Consider the following 15,560-nt stretch of genomic DNA (forward strand, 5'->3'; position numbering starts at 1 on the left):
GGTGCATTCTAGAGCATTTCAGAATCATTGCAACCCCCAATTCACTATATTTTTCACGTATGTATTTTTTATAAGCGTTTTTGCTAAAAAAATTGCACTTTTACCTATTTTTTAAGCATTTTTTATAAATTTTTAGCAAATAGTCGATATTTAATTAAGTAAATTTCTTATATCTAGCAAATATTTTTCAGCGCTTTTAAGTCTAATAAAAGTGACTTTGATTATTTATTAATCATTAGTCTACTTTTCTGCCTCAAAGCACATCATTTTTTCTGTCATCACACCGATTCAAGCTTCATAGACTTTTTTAGCGTGCATTTTTATATTTCCCAGCATTCTTTTAACGTTCATATGCTAAATGTTGCATGACTTCCAAGATGACTTGTTGCTTACCACTGAAATCCTCGGCAGAAAATAGCAGCTTTGCACGTCGAGGGAGTTGTTCTCGCACCAATGCAAATAGTTGGTACTGTGCCGCGATATCCAAATCATGTAATTGTTGCTGCGCCTCACAAAATAATGCTCGTTTATGCTGTTTGGTTTGGTAGTCAAATAAATATCTCAAGATTCGATCGATCTGTTCATCATGATTATCGGTATTGTAATACGCCATGTTGTTGCTCTTTTTTGATTTTTGACCATTGTTCCATAAGGCCTGTTTTTGCAAAAATCATTTTAATTACATGCTTAGTCATTTTTGCTGATAAAACTACAGCCTATTTATTTGAATAATCACTATTAACGATCACTGTCATAAAAAGCCACTATTTTTGGGCTTTAGACGCATAGAGCGCAGGCTGCATTTCACGTACACTCTTTTTATTTTTTAGGTGCAGGATGCCAACACAGTTTTTTCCACGCTTATTCTTACTATTAAGCGGATTAGGATTATTAGCTTTTGGTGTCGTACTCTCTATACATTCAAATTTAGGGACATCCCCTATTTCTTCGGTGCCCTACAGCTTTAGCTATATCTTTCCACTCACCGTCGGCACATTAACAGTATTAATGCATATCATCATGATCCTGCTGCAAATGCTGATCTTAAAATCACGCTTTCAGTGGATACAGTGGTTGCAATTACCTGTGGGAATTTTATTTGGTGCATTTATTGACAGTTTAATGTGGCTGACCCAAGGCTGGAGCATAGAAAGTTACCCACTTCAACTCTTGGCTTGCTTGGCAAGTTGCCTGATTACCGCTTTAGGTGTGAGCTTAGTGGTCAAAGCCAGTCTAGTCCTCTTAGCCGCAGAAGGTCTCTATCAAGCCATTGCTGTTCGTTATCGCCTTGATTTTGGCAACTGTAAGACCTATGGCGACATTGTCTTGGTCAGTATTGCAGTTATCAGCAGTTGGCTGGTCTTACATCAAGTCATCGGAGTACGTGAAGGCACCATTATTACCGCACTTTTAGTGGGAACATTAGTTAAGCGGATCTTACCTAAATTAAGCTTCATTCAATTTGGCCCTAAGCCCTAAAACAAAACTCAATGAACATCTGTCTAAGTAGAAACATTTTAAAGCTCGATTGAATCGGTTTTTTTTGGGCGCGGTTAAAGTCTTTAATACAGAAATAAATGTGACTTTTGAAAGGAATACTTCAATTTTACAAATAAAAAAGGGAAAGATCTCTCCCAAAATCTTTCCCTTAGAATTGAATCTTTAGTCGATCCATCGTGTAGTTATTATAGTTATTTGTTAACTCACTAAAAAAAGAGTCCCTTGGGGAAGAGACTTATAAAAAGTGGAGTTATGATTATGTACCCTCTAGATGGTATATATATCTCTCTAGATGAATAAATCTTATACATAAAATTCAAGAAATGCAACACATTTGGCAAAATTTAAGTGTTGTTTTTATAAGGTTTTTTTTGAATTTGCTTATTTATATTATTAATATATTGATTGGTAAAAAAAAGCAGGCCGAAGCCTGCTTTTAATTCAATAACTTAACTAAAAATTCAAGAATTTATTAGTCGGTAAAAGTTACTTTTGCGATCGCTTTTTTGCTCGCTTGGATGATCAAAGTTTTGTTTTCTGACACAGCATAACTTGCATCGACCACTTCCCAATCCACTTTCACTGCACCACGACCAATCGCATCTTTTGCTTGAGCTGCATTTTTAGTCAAACCCGCTTCACGCAAAATAGAAGTAATGAAAATCTCACCACCAAATGCGCCACGAGAAATAGTCACTTCTGGTGTACCTTCTGGAAGTTCACCTTCAGTAATCAAGTTACCTGCACCTTTGTGCGCATTTGCCGCAGCTTCTGCGCCATGGAAACGCTCAACCAATTCAAGTGCAAGAATTTTCTTCACTTCTTGTGGGTTACGACCTTCAGCCACTTCTTTGAGCAACTGTTGAATCTCTTCAATCGATTTAAAGCTCAACAAGTCAAAGTAACGTTCGATCAAATCATCTGGCATTGAAAGCACTTTTTGGTACATCGCACCCGGTGCATCAAATACAGCAATATAGTTACCCAAAGATTTAGACATTTTATTTACGCCGTCTAAACCTTCAAGAATTGGCACAGTAATGCACACTTGAGATTCTTGGTCATAACGGCTTTGTAATGTACGACCCATCAGCAAGTTAAAGGTTTGGTCTGTACCCCCCAACTCTACATCCGCTTCTAGCGCAACTGAGTCATAACCTTGCACCAATGGATATAAAAATTCGTGAATCGCAATCGGTTGATGGCTGTTATAACGTTTAGTGAAATCATCACGTTCCAACATACGTGCCACAGTTTGCTGTGAAGCCAACTGAATCAAGTCAGCAGCAGTTTTTTGACCAAACCACTCTGAGTTGAACACAACTTTAGTTTTCGCAGGGTCAAGAATCTTAAACACTTGTTCTTGATAAGTTTTGGCATTTTCTAAAACTTTTTCACGTGACAACGGTGGACGCGTAGCGCTCTTACCCGTTGGGTCACCGATCATGGCTGTATAGTCACCAATCAGGAAGTAAACTTCATGACCTAAATCTTGGAAAACTTTTAATTTATTAATCAGAACCGTATGACCTAAATGTAAATCAGGTGCAGTCGGGTCAAAACCCGCTTTAATTTTTAATGGGCGATTCTGCTTTAATTTCTTAAGAAGATCTTCTTCAGAAATAATCTCATGTGTGCCTCGTTGGATGAGGGCAAGTTGTTCTTCAGCCGGCAGGAAATTTGACATCACAAAATCCAAATAGATCAGTTATACAATTTGTGCGATATACTAACACTTTTTCAGCACATTGCAGGCTTAAGAATCATCATGACAGCGATCTACATTGGGGTAATGACCGGCACGAGCATGGATGGTGTCGATATTGTTGCTGCTTCTTTTGATCCTTTAGAGATTCATGCGACGCTCACACTTCCCTTTGACCCAGACCTTCGTGATGAACTGATGGCACTTACTTTGCCTGATGATAACGAAATTGATCGCATGGGTAAGGCAGACGTTGCTTTAGCTCAAATGATCGGTCAGGGCATCAATGAATTGATCGAGAAGAATGAGCTAGATCGTAGTCAAATCAAGGCGATTGGCTCACATGGACAAACCATCCGTCATCGCCCTGAACATGGTTTTACCCTACAAATTGGCGACCCAAACATTATTACCGAACTCACTAAAATCCCGGTAATTTCAGACTTCCGCCGCCGTGATATGGCTGCAGGCGGTCAAGGGGCACCGTTGGTACCTGCGTTTCATCAAGCGCTTTTCCAACATGACACCATTCACCGTGTGATTTTGAACTTGGGCGGAATTGCCAATGTTAGCATGTTGCCTGCAGGTCAACCTGAAGCCGTGTATGGCTTTGATACAGGTCCAGCTAACATTTTAATGGATGCTTGGTGCGAACGTTATACTGGTCAGCCCTATGATGAAAATGGGAACTGGGCAGCTTATGGTCAACCTATTCGCAGTCTGCTCGACCGCTTACAAGCACATGAGTTTTTCTCTAAAGAACCACCTAAAAGCACAGGTCGTGAAGACTTCAATCTTGAATGGTTAGATGAACAGATTCTCGATTGGCGTGGAGATCTCGAATATGACGAACTTGAAGATACGCCAGAAAACATTCAAGCAACCTTAATGAAACTCACCACACGTGCCATTAAAAAAGCCATTTACCGTTCTGATATGGATACTGGTGAAGTCTATGTATGCGGTGGTGGTGCATACAATTCGCACCTATTAGAGCAACTGCGCTGGCGTTTACGTAAACATGAATGGACGGTACAAAGTACCGCAGATTTAGGCTTAAGCCCAACATGGGTGGAAGCCACAGCCTTTGCTTGGTTGGCGATGCGCTTTATCAATCAGCTTAGTGCAAATTTACCAAGTGTGACTGGTGCTGCTGGCTATCGTATCTTAGGTACAATCACTGCGGTTTAAGAGTCAAAAACATATAAAAAAGGTCTGCAATTGCAGACCTTTTTTTATATAGACAAGCTTTTATATATATTGACTACTATATAAAAAGCATAGCTCAAACTTAATTCATCATTGCCTTGGCATGCTCATTACGAAATGCCCGTAAAATCTGCTGTCCCGCCCGACCTGTTGGACTTAAACCCAGTCGATTTTGCTCTTGTCGAATTGCTTGACGGGTTTTATCTCCAATTAATCCATCCACTTTACCGATATCATAGCCGCGGTTAAGTAAAAATTGTTGAATCTCACGTCGTTCCGCACGTGAAGTCCCAGGATCATCGGTTGGCCATGTCGTACTAAAGCCACCCTTGCCTTGCAAGCGATCGGATAAATGCGCAATCGCTAATGCATAACTCTCTGCTGCATTGTAGCTATAGATTGCATCAAAATTTTTAAACACCAAGAACACAGGCCCACTTGCCCCAGCCGGTGCCATTAAACCTGCTTGGCTCGATCCAGAAAGGTTACCTTGTATTAACGGTGTACCATCGGCACGCTGCAAACCACGATTCATCCAGCTATCTAATGACTTTTTATTACGGCGACTTTCACCACTGATCGACATTCCTTCGGGAATTTTTACTTCAAAGCCCCACGGCTGACCAGTTTGCCAACCACGCTTTTTCAGGAAGTTGGCTGTAGATGCCAACGCATCCGTGGTACTCGACACTAAATCACGGCGGCCATCACCATCAAAATCCACGGCCAGTTCTTCATAGGTACTCGGCATAAATTGGGTATGACCAAATGCACCTGCCCACGAACCTTTCAATTGAGATTCATTTAAATCACCACGCTGCAAAATCCGCATGGCTGCAAAAAACTCGCCACGGAAATAGCTTTGGCGGCGGCCTTCACAACTTAAAGTGCCCAATGACTGTAATAAAGGATAACTACCCGCAATATCACCAAAATTACTCTCCACACCCCAAACCGCGACCACGGTTTCAGCAGGCACACCATAAGCCGCTGCGACACGGTTTAATACATCACGATGCTGCGCCAATTTCTGCTGACCCAGTTGTACACGCTCTTCATCCACCAGACCTGACAAATAGTCCCAAATCGGTGTTGAAAACTCAGGCTGATAGTTGAGCTTTTCAATCACAGAATAATCAGGTGTTAAATTTTGTGTATAGCGATCATAAGTGGATGCACTCACACCAGCATTCATTGCTTGCGAGCGCAAATTGGCTAAACAACCTTGAAAGTTATTTTGTGGTGAAATGCTGCTTGTTGTAGGAATGCTCGACGAATTGACAGACTGACCATTAATAATCAATTCGGCATTTGCCTGAGTTATTGCCAATAAAGCAGTCCCGAAAACAAATCCTAAGTGATGCTTCATACCCTAGATCTTTTTTGAATTTAAATTGTTGCTTTAACAATAGCAGCTCAAAGCAAAAGTTAAAGGTTCAAAACGTAAATTTAAATTCATAATCTCTACTTATTTAAATTCATTTTTAAAATTTGAATTCAAAAGTAGTTATCCACAACCCAACTTTAAATTCATTAGAAACCAAACACCGGTTTAAATTTAAATTCAAAACTTTTAAATTTAAAAATAAATTAGGCGCATAAAAAATTATCCACAAATGCAAAATGGGGTAAAAATTCATTTTTATTATTAATAATCAAAATATTATAGGTTTTAAAATATACTCCCTATAAATCCAATAAGTCTGAGCAACTTTTAAATTCAAATTTTAAATTTAAACACGGCGAAATGAATTCATTTTTCAAATTTGAATTCATAAACTTTGAATTCATTGTTTTTGGTATAGGATTTTTTGAATTCAAATTCATAGTTTGAATTTAAAAACACAATTTGAATTCAAAACGCATTGGTTATTTTTGATTTTGATTCACATACATCGCAGACTATTGATACACAAAAAACCATACGAAGATTAACGCAGAATATTTATAAACGAATGAACACTTTGTGATCAATGGTTTCTTATCGTTTCAGCGATAAACGGTGTGATTTTGCAAAGAGGCGCAATGATGCCCGAACTACAGCAATAAAAAAAGCGGCCATGTGCATGACCGCTTTTTTATCATTCAAACACAGGTTTAAATGGTCATATCTTCGCTAAGTGCCAGTGGATTCGGCAAAATTTTCGCCAAAGCACGGCATAAAGCTGTTAATTCAGCAGTATCGTTCGGCATTAAAGTGATGTGACCGATTTTGCGGCCTTCACGCTCTGTTTTGTTATACAGATGCAAATGCGCGCCATTCAGTGCCAATACATCTTCAGACTTCGGATGTTGACCAATGATGTTTACCATGACCGTTGGACGAACAACTTCAGTCGAACCCAAAGGTAGGCCTGCTACAGCACGAATGTGGTTTTCAAATTGTGAACACACTGCGCCTTCAATCGACCAATGCCCCGAGTTATGCACACGTGGCGCCATTTCATTGGCATATAAGCCTTTATCTGTCACAAACAGCTCTAGCGTCAAAACACCGACATAATTCAAATGATTGAGCAGGCGAGTAATGTAGTCTTGCGCAACTGGTTGTAAGTCTGCGCTGTTTGGCGCAGGCACAATTGAATGCGACAAAATGCCGTTGTGGTGGTGGTTTTCCGCCAATGGCCATGTTTTCACATCGCCATCTTGACCACGCACCGCAATGATTGAGACTTCACGTGAGAAGGTTACAAAGCTTTCCGCAATCAATTCACCAGCAGGGCCCAGTTCAGCCCATGCTTGATCCATTTGCTCAGCGCTACGTAGCACAAATTGACCTTTACCGTCATAACCGCCACGCGATGTTTTCAGTACGATGGGTAAACCCAACTCAGCAACAGCAGCTTGTAAACCCTCGAAAGATGTCACGGCCTTATAAGGTGCAACTGGGATAGCCAATTCATCAAACAAGGCTTTTTCAGACAAACGATGCTGTGCAATCGCTAAAGCTTGGCGCGGTGGGTGCAATGCTTTGTTCTTGGTCAACACATCAACATCTGCTAACGGAGTATTTTCAAACTCTAAGCTGAAAACATCTGCGCTCTGAATGAAATCTTGCAAACCATTTTCAGCTTGAGTCGAAATCACTGGACCCAGCGCTGCTGAAGGGCAGTCGGTACTCGCTTCAAAGAAGGTGCATTGAATGTTTAAAGGCAATGCCGCTTGCGCCATCATGCGACCAAGCTGGCCACCACCAAAAATACCAATGGTTTTATCCATGAGAAATGCCCCTTAATTAAGCTTGACCCGGAATATTTTTACTCGCCACTTTATCGGTTTGCGCAGCACGGAAATCTGCAACATTTTTTGCGATTTCAGGACGCGTTAAACCTAAAATTTGTGCCGCCATGATCGCTGCATTGGTCGCACCCGCTGCGCCAATCGCCAAAGTACCAACTGCAATACCTGCTGGCATTTGCACGATAGACAGCAATGAATCCACGCCGTTTAAAATTGATGATTTTACCGGTACACCAAGTACAGGTAGGTCAGTCTTGGCTGCACACATACCTGGTAAATGCGCTGCACCGCCAGCACCGGCAATAATCACTTGAATACCACGATCACGTGCGGTTTCAGCATATTCGAATAATCGATCTGGAGTTCGGTGTGCAGATACAACTTCCGCTTCAAATGGGACGCCAAGCTGTTTCAGCATATTGGCAGTGTTTTCTAGCGTTGCCCAATCCGATTGAGAACCCATGATAATTCCAACGAGAGGAGTGTCTTGTGAAGCGGCCGCATTCATTGCAATGTTTCCAGAGATTAAAGTAAGAGAGAGTAAATCTCGACTAGAGCCAAGCTTTAATAAGAGCCCCATATTATAGACTGAAAATTCATCTCAATAAAATTTAACGGTTGTCTTTAAAAGAAAACTCCATAATATTTTGATGAAAATATTTTTATTTTTTTCAATTTTATAAAAACTTTTATTAAATCAATATTTATAACAACCCTTTAAATATGAAACAGATCTTTATCCTACTTACTCTAGCCCTAAGCTCTCAAAGTTTTGCCCAACTCGTTCAACTCAATACGAACCAATTTGTGAAAGAATTTAACCTTTTACAGCAACAAAAAGACTATAACGGCCAAATTAAGAGTAATGGCTACATCCACGAAAAATTTTTAGTCACCGGAAAATCGATCATTGATGAACGTGAGTCGGTCAAGATGAAAGGCTATTACAAAGCAGATGATGGCCGCGATAAAATGTATTCAATTTCAGAATATCGTGTTTATTGTGATGACCAAAGCTATGGTTTTGCTCTCATGAACTTTGAAGCAGACGGTCAAATGACTGTACTGACCAGTGAGAGTGATTATGCCTTTGACTATGAAGATCCCACTCCACGAGACCGTGAGTTTAGTAAAGTCCTCAAAAATGCCTGCAAACACGCCTCACTTAAATGATCAGAGCCATGCAGCATTGGATCAGTTAAGCACTGCGAAACACGAAATAGACACATCCAAAAAGGCATAAACCTGCCCACAAATAGTCCAACTTAAAGGGTTGTTTAAAAAGGAAAATCATAAATGGAACGAAGACCAATAGCGTCACGACTTCTTGTGTGATTTTCATTTGACCCAAAGACCACCCATGTTTGGCCAACAGTCGCGTTGCTGGGATCATAAAACTGTATTCGAGTAACGCGATCGCCCATCCAAATAAAATCGCTTGCCAAAGCGGTGCATCATGTAAAAACTTCAAATGCCCATACCAGGCCAAAGTCATAAAACAGTTGGAAATAATCAATAAAAACAGGGCAAGTGACATAAGCAATCAAGATCGCAAAAAATTGCGCTTATTGTACGTTTTTCATCATGATTTCGCGCCTATTTTCCGTGTTTTTATCCTCAAGAAAATTGCGTACATTTGATCAGTTACGTGCTCAATCTTTTTGCACGATCTCATACAAAAAAATCTATCTTTTCCCTAAGACCCTTGCTATGGTTGCTCTCAAATGAAATTAACCTTTTCAACCAAATCTATAATGACAACACCACAATAACAAAGTGATGTGTCGATAAAAGCAGTGGAGTTAGAACGAATGCATCTGCATATCTTGGGTATTTGTGGCACCTTTATGGGTTCATTGGCGCTCTTGGCGCGTGATTTAGGACATAAGGTGACGGGTTCAGACCAAAACGTTTACCCACCAATGTCTACCCAATTGGAAAATGCAGGCATTACCTTAATGCAAGGCTATGACCGTAGCCACCTTCAACCACACCCAGATCTCGTGATTGTCGGCAATGCCATGAAACGTGGCATTGATGCAGTGGAATACATGCTGAACGAAGGCCTACCTTATATTTCTGGCCCACAGTTCCTTGCAGACCACGTCCTACAAGGCAAACATGTCTTAGGTGTTGCAGGCACCCATGGTAAAACCACAACCACAACCATGTTGGCATGGGTGCTCGATCAAGCGGGTTTAAACCCGGGTTTCTTGATTGGCGGCGTACCCTTAGGCTTTAGTGAAAGCGCACGTTTAGGCGGTGGTCAATACTTCTGTGTAGAAGCCGATGAATATGATTCGGCATTTTTCGACAAACGTTCAAAGTTTGTGCATTACCATCCTAAAACAGCGATTTTAAATAACCTTGAATTTGACCATGCCGATATCTTCGAAGACTTGGCTGCGATTCAAAAGCAATTCCATCATCTAGTACGTACTATTCCAAGTGAAGGCCGTATCATTGCGCCCATCACTGAAACAAATATTGATGAAGTCTTGGAAATGGGCTGCTGGACACCTGTGGTGCGTACATCTTTAGATGCCAATGACAAATCTGAATTGTATGCAGAACAGTTATCTGCTGATGGCTCACATTTCAATGTTTTACAACACGGTGAAGTGAAGGGCACAGTCAAATGGAACATGACCGGCCAACACAGTGTAGCCAATGCTTTGGCAACCATTGCTGCGGCTGAACATGTCGGTGTTTCGATTGAAACGGCGTGTGAGGCGCTTTCGAACTTTGGTGGTGTAAAACGTCGTATGGAGCTTTTGGGCACCGTACGTGGCGTTGAAGTTTATGACGACTTTGCACATCACCCAACGGCGATTGATACCACGTTAGAAGGTGCGCGTAAGCGTCTCGGTGAGCGTAAATTGTGGGCAGTAATTGAACCGCGTTCGAACACTATGCGTATGGGTAGCCACAAAGATGGCCTTGCACATTCTGCGCGTTTAGCCGATGAAGTGATTTGGTATCAGCCGGAAGGTCTGGATTGGGATTTACAACCTGTGATTGAAGCTGCTACGAATAAAGCTGTGGTGGCCCGTTCACTGGATGACATCATTCAAACCATCGTAAGCGAGGCAGGCGAGGGCGATGCCGTGGTGATTATGTCGAATGGCGGTTTTGGTGGTTTACATCAGAAGCTGATCAGTGCATTAAAAGCCTAAACCCACTAGATAAAATAAAAAAAGCCCGATGCGCGGGCTTTTTTTTATTCACACTCAGCTTAAAAATAATGCTGATAGCCTCGGTTTTTATAGCCTAAATCCAGCTTAACAGGCTGTTCAACATTCTCTAATCTTAACAAGGTCGTTAAAAACGCCTGAATTTGTTCTAGATTGAGCACGTCGGGTTGAAAGCTTGAATGTCCAAAGCGCTGAAACAAACTAGCAATTTCACTATGTCGGTTGACATATTTCATCGACCATTTTGAAAAATCGATTTGATCAATATTTTGATCAGGATAACGCACAATATCCCGATGGCGAGTATCTTTCGCAATATGCTGAAAAAGCTGTTCGAGAGCCGCTTGCTCACCTTGCAGGCATTGGAAGAACCTGCCTTCGGCATAGTACAGCACGCCAAAAATACGCTGTTCGGTATTGAAGCTGCGGGCTCTCACCAAAATATCACTTAAATCTTGTATTAAATCAAATTGTTGTTCTACACGTGTACTGGCATAACAGAGTTGTATCATTGTGTTTATTCTTAAAGTATTTGTACGATTTTAACGTAGAAAGTTCTACAGGATGAGTAAATATTTGTATATTTTTTAATCAAATGTGCTTTTTAACTTACAACAGAAAACCAAGATCACGTATACCGATATCACCTTCATTTTTTTAAACTTATACATATTAAAACAATGAAATTATTTCCATTTGAAGATGAATAAAGAGGCCGACCATGCTTAAAAATTTACTCATTTTTTTATCGATCACTTGTGTATATTTTGCTGCCTTGATCGTACTGAATAATTTTGGCGTTTCAGATTTTTTTAATGTTGTTATTTGCTCATTTATTTTAGGAATAATACTGCGTACTGTGATTCCTCACTATCTCATTTATTTACTGATGATGATGACTATTGGCAGTATTTATTTTGTACTGAATGACTTTGCATTATTAAATATCATGTGTTTAAGCTTATTTTTAGGGATATCAAGCTGCTCGATCTTATTGCAGTTTTGGCCAAATCTTTTTAAAGCACCTTCAACGCTGTTAAAATTAAAGCTCAATTAAATACAAATTAGCTTTTAAGTTTTTTTTAAAATTTCATAATGATAGAAAAGCCCGCATCGCGGGCTTTTTTAGGCTTGAACATCGGCTAATGTCTTGTCTCGGCGAAACATCAACTCTACATAAGAACAGGTTGGAATAATTATTAAGTGTTTCTCACGAGCGAATTCCACCAAATGATCCAATAGTACACGAGCAACCCCTTGCCCACGTAAGGAATCATCTACCCACGTGTGATTTGCCACAATGGTATGTTCATCACGCCATAGATAACTCATTTCTGCAAGGCGTACACCCTCAGCATTTAACTGAAAAAATTCACCTTTTTGACCATTATCTTGATGTTGCATAGTCACTGTTTTTTCTTCCTTTTTATGAAAAAATACACCGTGTAACAAACGAGAAAGTGATTGGTACAGAACTTAAACAACCTATATTCAACTGTAGGTGATAATAAATCCGTACACCTTTCACATTAATTAAAAAACAATTAAATCACACTTGCCGGATATTTTTATTATGGACCTTTATCTTGTCGCTATCTTTGTATTACTGATTGCTGCAGCATGCTTGGGTGTATCGCTGTATAAATCACGATCTTAATTCAACTTCACAACTAGATTTCAAATAAAAACAGCCTGATTGCAATACGATCAGGCTGTTTTTATTTATCCAAATGATTAATCTACATCACGCTATGCAATTTAGCGTAGAACATCACGAATCGATTCATCTTTATCAAATACGGATTTTGCAAAAGGGCAGAGTGGAATAATTTTCACGTTCTTTTCCCGAGCAAAATTCACTGCTGCATCGAGGAGATGTCGTCCAACACCTTGGCCTCGCAAGCTATCACTGACATCGGTATGATCAATAATAAATTTATCATCGCCTGCCCATGAGTAAGTCATCTCTGCCAAACGCTCCCCATCTTGCTCAACAAAAAAAGCCCCTTTTTTTTGATCATTATCTTGTTGTACAAACATCTTAAATTTCCTCCATTTTTTTATAAATTGGCATGTAATGCAGGTCAACTCTGTTGTTTTTGTATTAATTTAAACCGCATGCACGGGGCTTAAATCTGTTCCTGCTCGTGTATAGAGCATAGTAAAATAAGCCACTTTATTTATTTGAAGACACTCATGTCTGCCTCTCCCTCCGAAACGGCTTCTTCTGGCTCTTGGACGGCTGTGATTGCTTTGGCTTTCGCAGCATTTATTTTTAATACCACTGAATTTGTACCTGTCGCGTTGCTTAGCGATATTGGCAAAACATTTAGCTTAGCCGCGACCGATGTCGGCATCATGATTACGCTGTATGCATGGGTGGTTGCGCCGATTTCTTTGCCGATCATGTTATTGACCAAAAATATTGAACGTCGATCACTCCTGATTTGCTTATTTATGGTGTTTATTATCAGCCATGTTCTGTCGTATTTCGCATGGAGCTTTAATACTTTATTGCTCAGTCGAATTGGCATTGCTTTCTCGCATGCACTTTTTTGGTCAATTACTGCGTCGCTGGCAGTTCGTGTTGCACCGAAAGGCAAAGAGTTTCAAGCCTTGGGGCTTTTGGCCACAGGCACAGCTTTGGCGATGGTTCTCGGTATTCCGTTTGGGCGTATGGTCGGAGAAGCCTATGGTTGGCGAAATACCTTTGCTCTGATTGGCATTGGCGCCAGTATCGTTTGCCTGATTTTAGCCAAAACGCTGCCAATACTGCCGAGTTTGAACTCAGGTTCGCTGAGCAGCCTAAAACAGTTTATTCGCCGTCCAAGCTTAATAATGGTCTTTGCATTAACCATTATCGTCATTAGCGCGCAATTTACCGCATATAGCTATATCGAACCGTTTTCGCTCAACATTGCTGCATTCAGCTCCATGCAAACCACCACGTTGTTATTAATCTTTGGTGCAGCAGGCTTTCTAGGTTCTTATCTCTTTGGAAAATTTGGTGGGAAATATCCCAAAGTTGCGATTCCTTTAAGTACAGCCACACTGGCTTTATCGATGCTGCTGTTGCTTCCTGTTTCTTTGAGTTTTGCAGGTGTAAGTGCAGTGTGCTTATTGTGGGGCATGAGTATCATTGGATTTAGTCTCGCATTACAGTCAAAAACGCTGCTTCTCGCATCCGATGCCACCGATGTCGCCATGGCTATCTATTCAGGACTTTATAATGTTGGGATTGGCGGTGGCGCACTCTTGGGCGGCATGGTCAGCGTACATTTCGGTTTAAGTTATATCGGTGTGATTGGAGGAATCATCGCGGTGATCGGCACACTTTTAGCCTTAGCGTTGGTACACCGTGGTGATTTTAACCCTCCTGTGGCACATTAAATGAATTCGTAAATTGCTGATTGCACTTTGAACTAAAAACTGTCATGCTTTGCCGCATATTTGGACAGTGTCCAAAACAAAATTTGAACAAGGGGAGTAGCCTCCTCCAAACGTAAACCTTGTTTTACGTGTCAGAATATCGTCATTACACTTTGCAAAAAGTCGGTATCTGAGCATCGCTGCTGAAAATCATTACAGTACGATGTAGGCAAGACCTTGATCATGTTGTCTCAGGCGTTTTATTTCGTCTGGCAACTGGTCGAGGTTTTTTTATGGCTGGTTGTTAGATGTGGAGAATACACATGGAAACGATTGGCTCTTTATGGCTATATCTGGCATTTTTCGGTTTAGTCACCATCATGCTACTCATCGACTTTTTAGGCTTTAAAAACAACAAAGGCCAAGAAATCAAAGTCAAAACCGCTGCCTATTGGAGTATTGCATGGGTCTCTGTGGCTACCTTATTCGGTGGTGCATTGTGGCTCTACTTACAGCAAACCGCTGGTGTCGCTGTTGCAAACACCAAAGTCATGGAATATTTCGCTGGTTATCTGCTCGAAAAATCACTTGCAATTGATAACGTTTTTGTCTGGCTCATGATTTTTGCAGCCTTTGCCATTCCACCTGCTTTGCAGCGCAAACTGTTACTCTACGGTGTCCTTGGTGCAATTGTACTGCGTACCATCTTTATTTTTATTGGGGCATGGTTCGTTCAAGAATTCTCTTGGGTGCTGTACATCTTCGGTGCATTCCTAGTGTATACCGGCTTTAAATTCCTTAAAGGCCAAGACGAAGAAGATAAAGATATCGAAGATATGGCGATTTTGAAGTGGCTACGTAAACACATGCGTATTACCCCTCAGATGCATGAAGATAAATTCTTTGTTCGTCAAAATGGTGTCTTATGGGCAACGCCGCTCTTTTTAGTGTTGATCTTGGTTGAAGCATCGGACGTCATTTTTGCGGTTGACTCAATCCCAGCGATCTTTGCGGTTACCTCTGACCCATTCATTGTACTGACGGCAAACTTAATGGCGATTTTAGGTCTACGTGCAATGTTCTTCCTCTTGTCAGGTGCTGCATCGAAAATGCATTACTTACCATATGGTCTGGGCACTATCCTCGTGTTTATTGGCGCTAAGATGCTATTGCTCGATGTGTTCCACATGCCAATTTGGATTTCACTCGGTTTTATTGTGGTGACCTTAACCATTACTGCATGGTTATCAATCCGACACAGTAAGAAGTACCATCAAACCACCTTATAAAACGCTTAGATAAATAAAAGCCTTCTTTCGAGAAGGCTTTTTTTTTTATTTTGT

At 40.7% G+C, this 15,560-nt stretch carries 16 protein-coding genes; 7 read left to right on the plus strand and 9 right to left on the minus strand.

Going from position 1 to position 15,560, the window contains the following annotated elements; all coding sequences use genetic code 11:
* Window positions 1-340: 340 nt before the first annotated feature.
* Window positions 341-613, minus strand: coding sequence for a hypothetical protein (locus FTT92_RS15305; RefSeq protein WP_180085985.1), 273 nt, complete (start codon window positions 611-613; stop codon window positions 341-343).
* A gap of 224 nt (window positions 614-837) precedes the next feature.
* Here FTT92_RS15305 and FTT92_RS15310 point away from each other — a divergent pair, with 224 nt between their 5' ends.
* Window positions 838-1,479: a YitT family protein gene (locus FTT92_RS15310; protein WP_180172542.1), complete on the plus strand. Its 642-nt coding sequence runs from the start codon at window positions 838-840 to the stop codon at window positions 1,477-1,479.
* A gap of 493 nt (window positions 1,480-1,972) precedes the next feature.
* Here FTT92_RS15310 and tyrS read toward each other — a convergent pair whose 3' ends face one another.
* The gene (gene tyrS, locus FTT92_RS15315) at window positions 1,973-3,205 is read right to left on the minus strand and encodes a tyrosine--tRNA ligase (protein WP_171263825.1); all 1,233 of its coding nucleotides are present in this window, start codon (window positions 3,203-3,205) and stop codon (window positions 1,973-1,975) included.
* Window positions 3,206-3,268: 63 nt separating this feature from the next.
* Between tyrS and FTT92_RS15320 the strand changes: the two genes are divergently transcribed.
* Window positions 3,269-4,396 carry an anhydro-N-acetylmuramic acid kinase gene (locus FTT92_RS15320; RefSeq protein ID WP_180172543.1) on the plus strand — a complete coding sequence of 376 codons (1,128 nt, stop codon included), beginning with the start codon at window positions 3,269-3,271 and terminating at the stop codon, window positions 4,394-4,396.
* A 100-nt stretch (window positions 4,397-4,496) separates the two neighbouring features.
* Here FTT92_RS15320 and FTT92_RS15325 read toward each other — a convergent pair whose 3' ends face one another.
* The 3 genes from FTT92_RS15325 to purE all read right to left on the minus strand — a co-directional run bounded on the left by FTT92_RS15325 (window position 4,497) and on the right by purE (window position 8,162).
* Window positions 4,497-5,783 carry a lytic murein transglycosylase gene (locus FTT92_RS15325; RefSeq protein ID WP_180172544.1) on the minus strand — a complete coding sequence of 429 codons (1,287 nt, stop codon included), beginning with the start codon at window positions 5,781-5,783 and terminating at the stop codon, window positions 4,497-4,499.
* Window positions 5,784-6,511: 728 nt separating this feature from the next.
* Window positions 6,512-7,633: a 5-(carboxyamino)imidazole ribonucleotide synthase gene (locus FTT92_RS15330; RefSeq protein ID WP_111886091.1), complete on the minus strand. Its 1,122-nt coding sequence runs from the start codon at window positions 7,631-7,633 to the stop codon at window positions 6,512-6,514.
* A gap of 16 nt (window positions 7,634-7,649) precedes the next feature.
* Window positions 7,650-8,162 carry a 5-(carboxyamino)imidazole ribonucleotide mutase gene (gene purE / locus FTT92_RS15335; RefSeq protein ID WP_180122725.1) on the minus strand — a complete coding sequence of 171 codons (513 nt, stop codon included), beginning with the start codon at window positions 8,160-8,162 and terminating at the stop codon, window positions 7,650-7,652.
* A 215-nt stretch (window positions 8,163-8,377) separates the two neighbouring features.
* On the opposite strand from purE, the gene FTT92_RS15340 reads away from it, so the two are divergent.
* Window positions 8,378-8,827, plus strand: a complete 450-nt coding sequence (locus tag FTT92_RS15340; protein ID WP_180172545.1) for a hypothetical protein — start codon at window positions 8,378-8,380, stop codon at window positions 8,825-8,827.
* Window positions 8,828-8,852: 25 nt separating this feature from the next.
* Here FTT92_RS15340 and FTT92_RS15345 read toward each other — a convergent pair whose 3' ends face one another.
* On the minus strand, window positions 8,853-9,191 hold the full coding sequence (locus FTT92_RS15345) for a DMT family protein (RefSeq protein WP_078189529.1): 339 nt from the start codon (window positions 9,189-9,191) through the stop codon (window positions 8,853-8,855).
* A gap of 274 nt (window positions 9,192-9,465) precedes the next feature.
* Between FTT92_RS15345 and mpl the strand changes: the two genes are divergently transcribed.
* Window positions 9,466-10,830, plus strand: coding sequence for a UDP-N-acetylmuramate:L-alanyl-gamma-D-glutamyl-meso-diaminopimelate ligase (gene mpl, locus FTT92_RS15350; protein WP_180172546.1), 1,365 nt, complete (start codon window positions 9,466-9,468; stop codon window positions 10,828-10,830).
* A 59-nt stretch (window positions 10,831-10,889) separates the two neighbouring features.
* Here mpl and FTT92_RS15355 read toward each other — a convergent pair whose 3' ends face one another.
* A complete protein-coding gene (locus FTT92_RS15355) occupies window positions 10,890-11,360 on the minus strand; it encodes a BLUF domain-containing protein (protein ID WP_180109492.1) in 471 nt (156 codons plus the stop codon).
* 209 nt (window positions 11,361-11,569) lie between these two features.
* On the opposite strand from FTT92_RS15355, the gene FTT92_RS15360 reads away from it, so the two are divergent.
* Window positions 11,570-11,905, plus strand: coding sequence for a hypothetical protein (locus FTT92_RS15360; RefSeq protein ID WP_180172547.1), 336 nt, complete (start codon window positions 11,570-11,572; stop codon window positions 11,903-11,905).
* 68 nt (window positions 11,906-11,973) lie between these two features.
* Here the strand turns inward: FTT92_RS15360 and FTT92_RS15365 are convergent, their stop codons facing one another.
* Together FTT92_RS15365 and FTT92_RS15370 are read right to left on the minus strand one after the other, a co-directional pair.
* A complete protein-coding gene (locus tag FTT92_RS15365; protein WP_257231761.1) occupies window positions 11,974-12,300 on the minus strand; it encodes a GNAT family N-acetyltransferase in 327 nt (108 codons plus the stop codon).
* Between the two features lie 306 nt (window positions 12,301-12,606).
* Complete coding sequence (locus FTT92_RS15370) at window positions 12,607-12,912, minus strand: GNAT family N-acetyltransferase (RefSeq protein WP_373684125.1); 306 nt, start codon at window positions 12,910-12,912, stop codon at window positions 12,607-12,609.
* 132 nt (window positions 12,913-13,044) lie between these two features.
* Here FTT92_RS15370 and FTT92_RS15375 point away from each other — a divergent pair, with 132 nt between their 5' ends.
* Together FTT92_RS15375 and FTT92_RS15380 are read left to right on the plus strand one after the other, a co-directional pair.
* Window positions 13,045-14,238, plus strand: a complete 1,194-nt coding sequence (locus FTT92_RS15375) for a sugar transporter (protein ID WP_180110251.1) — start codon at window positions 13,045-13,047, stop codon at window positions 14,236-14,238.
* A gap of 302 nt (window positions 14,239-14,540) precedes the next feature.
* The gene (locus tag FTT92_RS15380; protein WP_180172550.1) at window positions 14,541-15,506 is read left to right on the plus strand and encodes a TerC family protein; all 966 of its coding nucleotides are present in this window, start codon (window positions 14,541-14,543) and stop codon (window positions 15,504-15,506) included.
* The last annotated feature ends 54 nt before the right edge of the window (window positions 15,507-15,560 follow it).

It is taken from the genome of Acinetobacter sp. YH12023 (genome assembly GCF_013420135.1).
Classification (GTDB): domain Bacteria; phylum Pseudomonadota; class Gammaproteobacteria; order Pseudomonadales; family Moraxellaceae; genus Acinetobacter; species Acinetobacter amyesii.

Bases quoted from the DNA above. Each gene is read 5' to 3' on its own strand.
- FTT92_RS15325 (WP_180172544.1), bottom strand. From the start codon at position 5,783: ATGAAGCATCACTTAGGATTTGTTTTCGGGACTGCTTTATTGGCAATA.
- FTT92_RS15355 (WP_180109492.1), bottom strand. From the start codon at position 11,360: ATGATACAACTCTGTTATGCCAGTACACGTGTAGAACAACAATTTGAT.
- FTT92_RS15305 (WP_180085985.1), bottom strand. From the start codon at position 613: ATGGCGTATTACAATACCGATAATCATGATGAACAGATCGATCGAATC.
- FTT92_RS15380 (WP_180172550.1), top strand. From the start codon at position 14,541: ATGGAAACGATTGGCTCTTTATGGCTATATCTGGCATTTTTCGGTTTA.
- FTT92_RS15360 (WP_180172547.1), top strand. From the start codon at position 11,570: ATGCTTAAAAATTTACTCATTTTTTTATCGATCACTTGTGTATATTTT.
- FTT92_RS15330 (WP_111886091.1), bottom strand. From the start codon at position 7,633: ATGGATAAAACCATTGGTATTTTTGGTGGTGGCCAGCTTGGTCGCATG.
- FTT92_RS15340 (WP_180172545.1), top strand. From the start codon at position 8,378: ATGAAACAGATCTTTATCCTACTTACTCTAGCCCTAAGCTCTCAAAGT.
- FTT92_RS15310 (WP_180172542.1), top strand. From the start codon at position 838: ATGCCAACACAGTTTTTTCCACGCTTATTCTTACTATTAAGCGGATTA.
- mpl (WP_180172546.1), top strand. From the start codon at position 9,466: ATGCATCTGCATATCTTGGGTATTTGTGGCACCTTTATGGGTTCATTG.
- FTT92_RS15375 (WP_180110251.1), top strand. From the start codon at position 13,045: ATGTCTGCCTCTCCCTCCGAAACGGCTTCTTCTGGCTCTTGGACGGCT.
- FTT92_RS15320 (WP_180172543.1), top strand. From the start codon at position 3,269: ATGACAGCGATCTACATTGGGGTAATGACCGGCACGAGCATGGATGGT.
- purE (WP_180122725.1), bottom strand. From the start codon at position 8,162: ATGAATGCGGCCGCTTCACAAGACACTCCTCTCGTTGGAATTATCATG.
- FTT92_RS15345 (WP_078189529.1), bottom strand. From the start codon at position 9,191: ATGTCACTTGCCCTGTTTTTATTGATTATTTCCAACTGTTTTATGACT.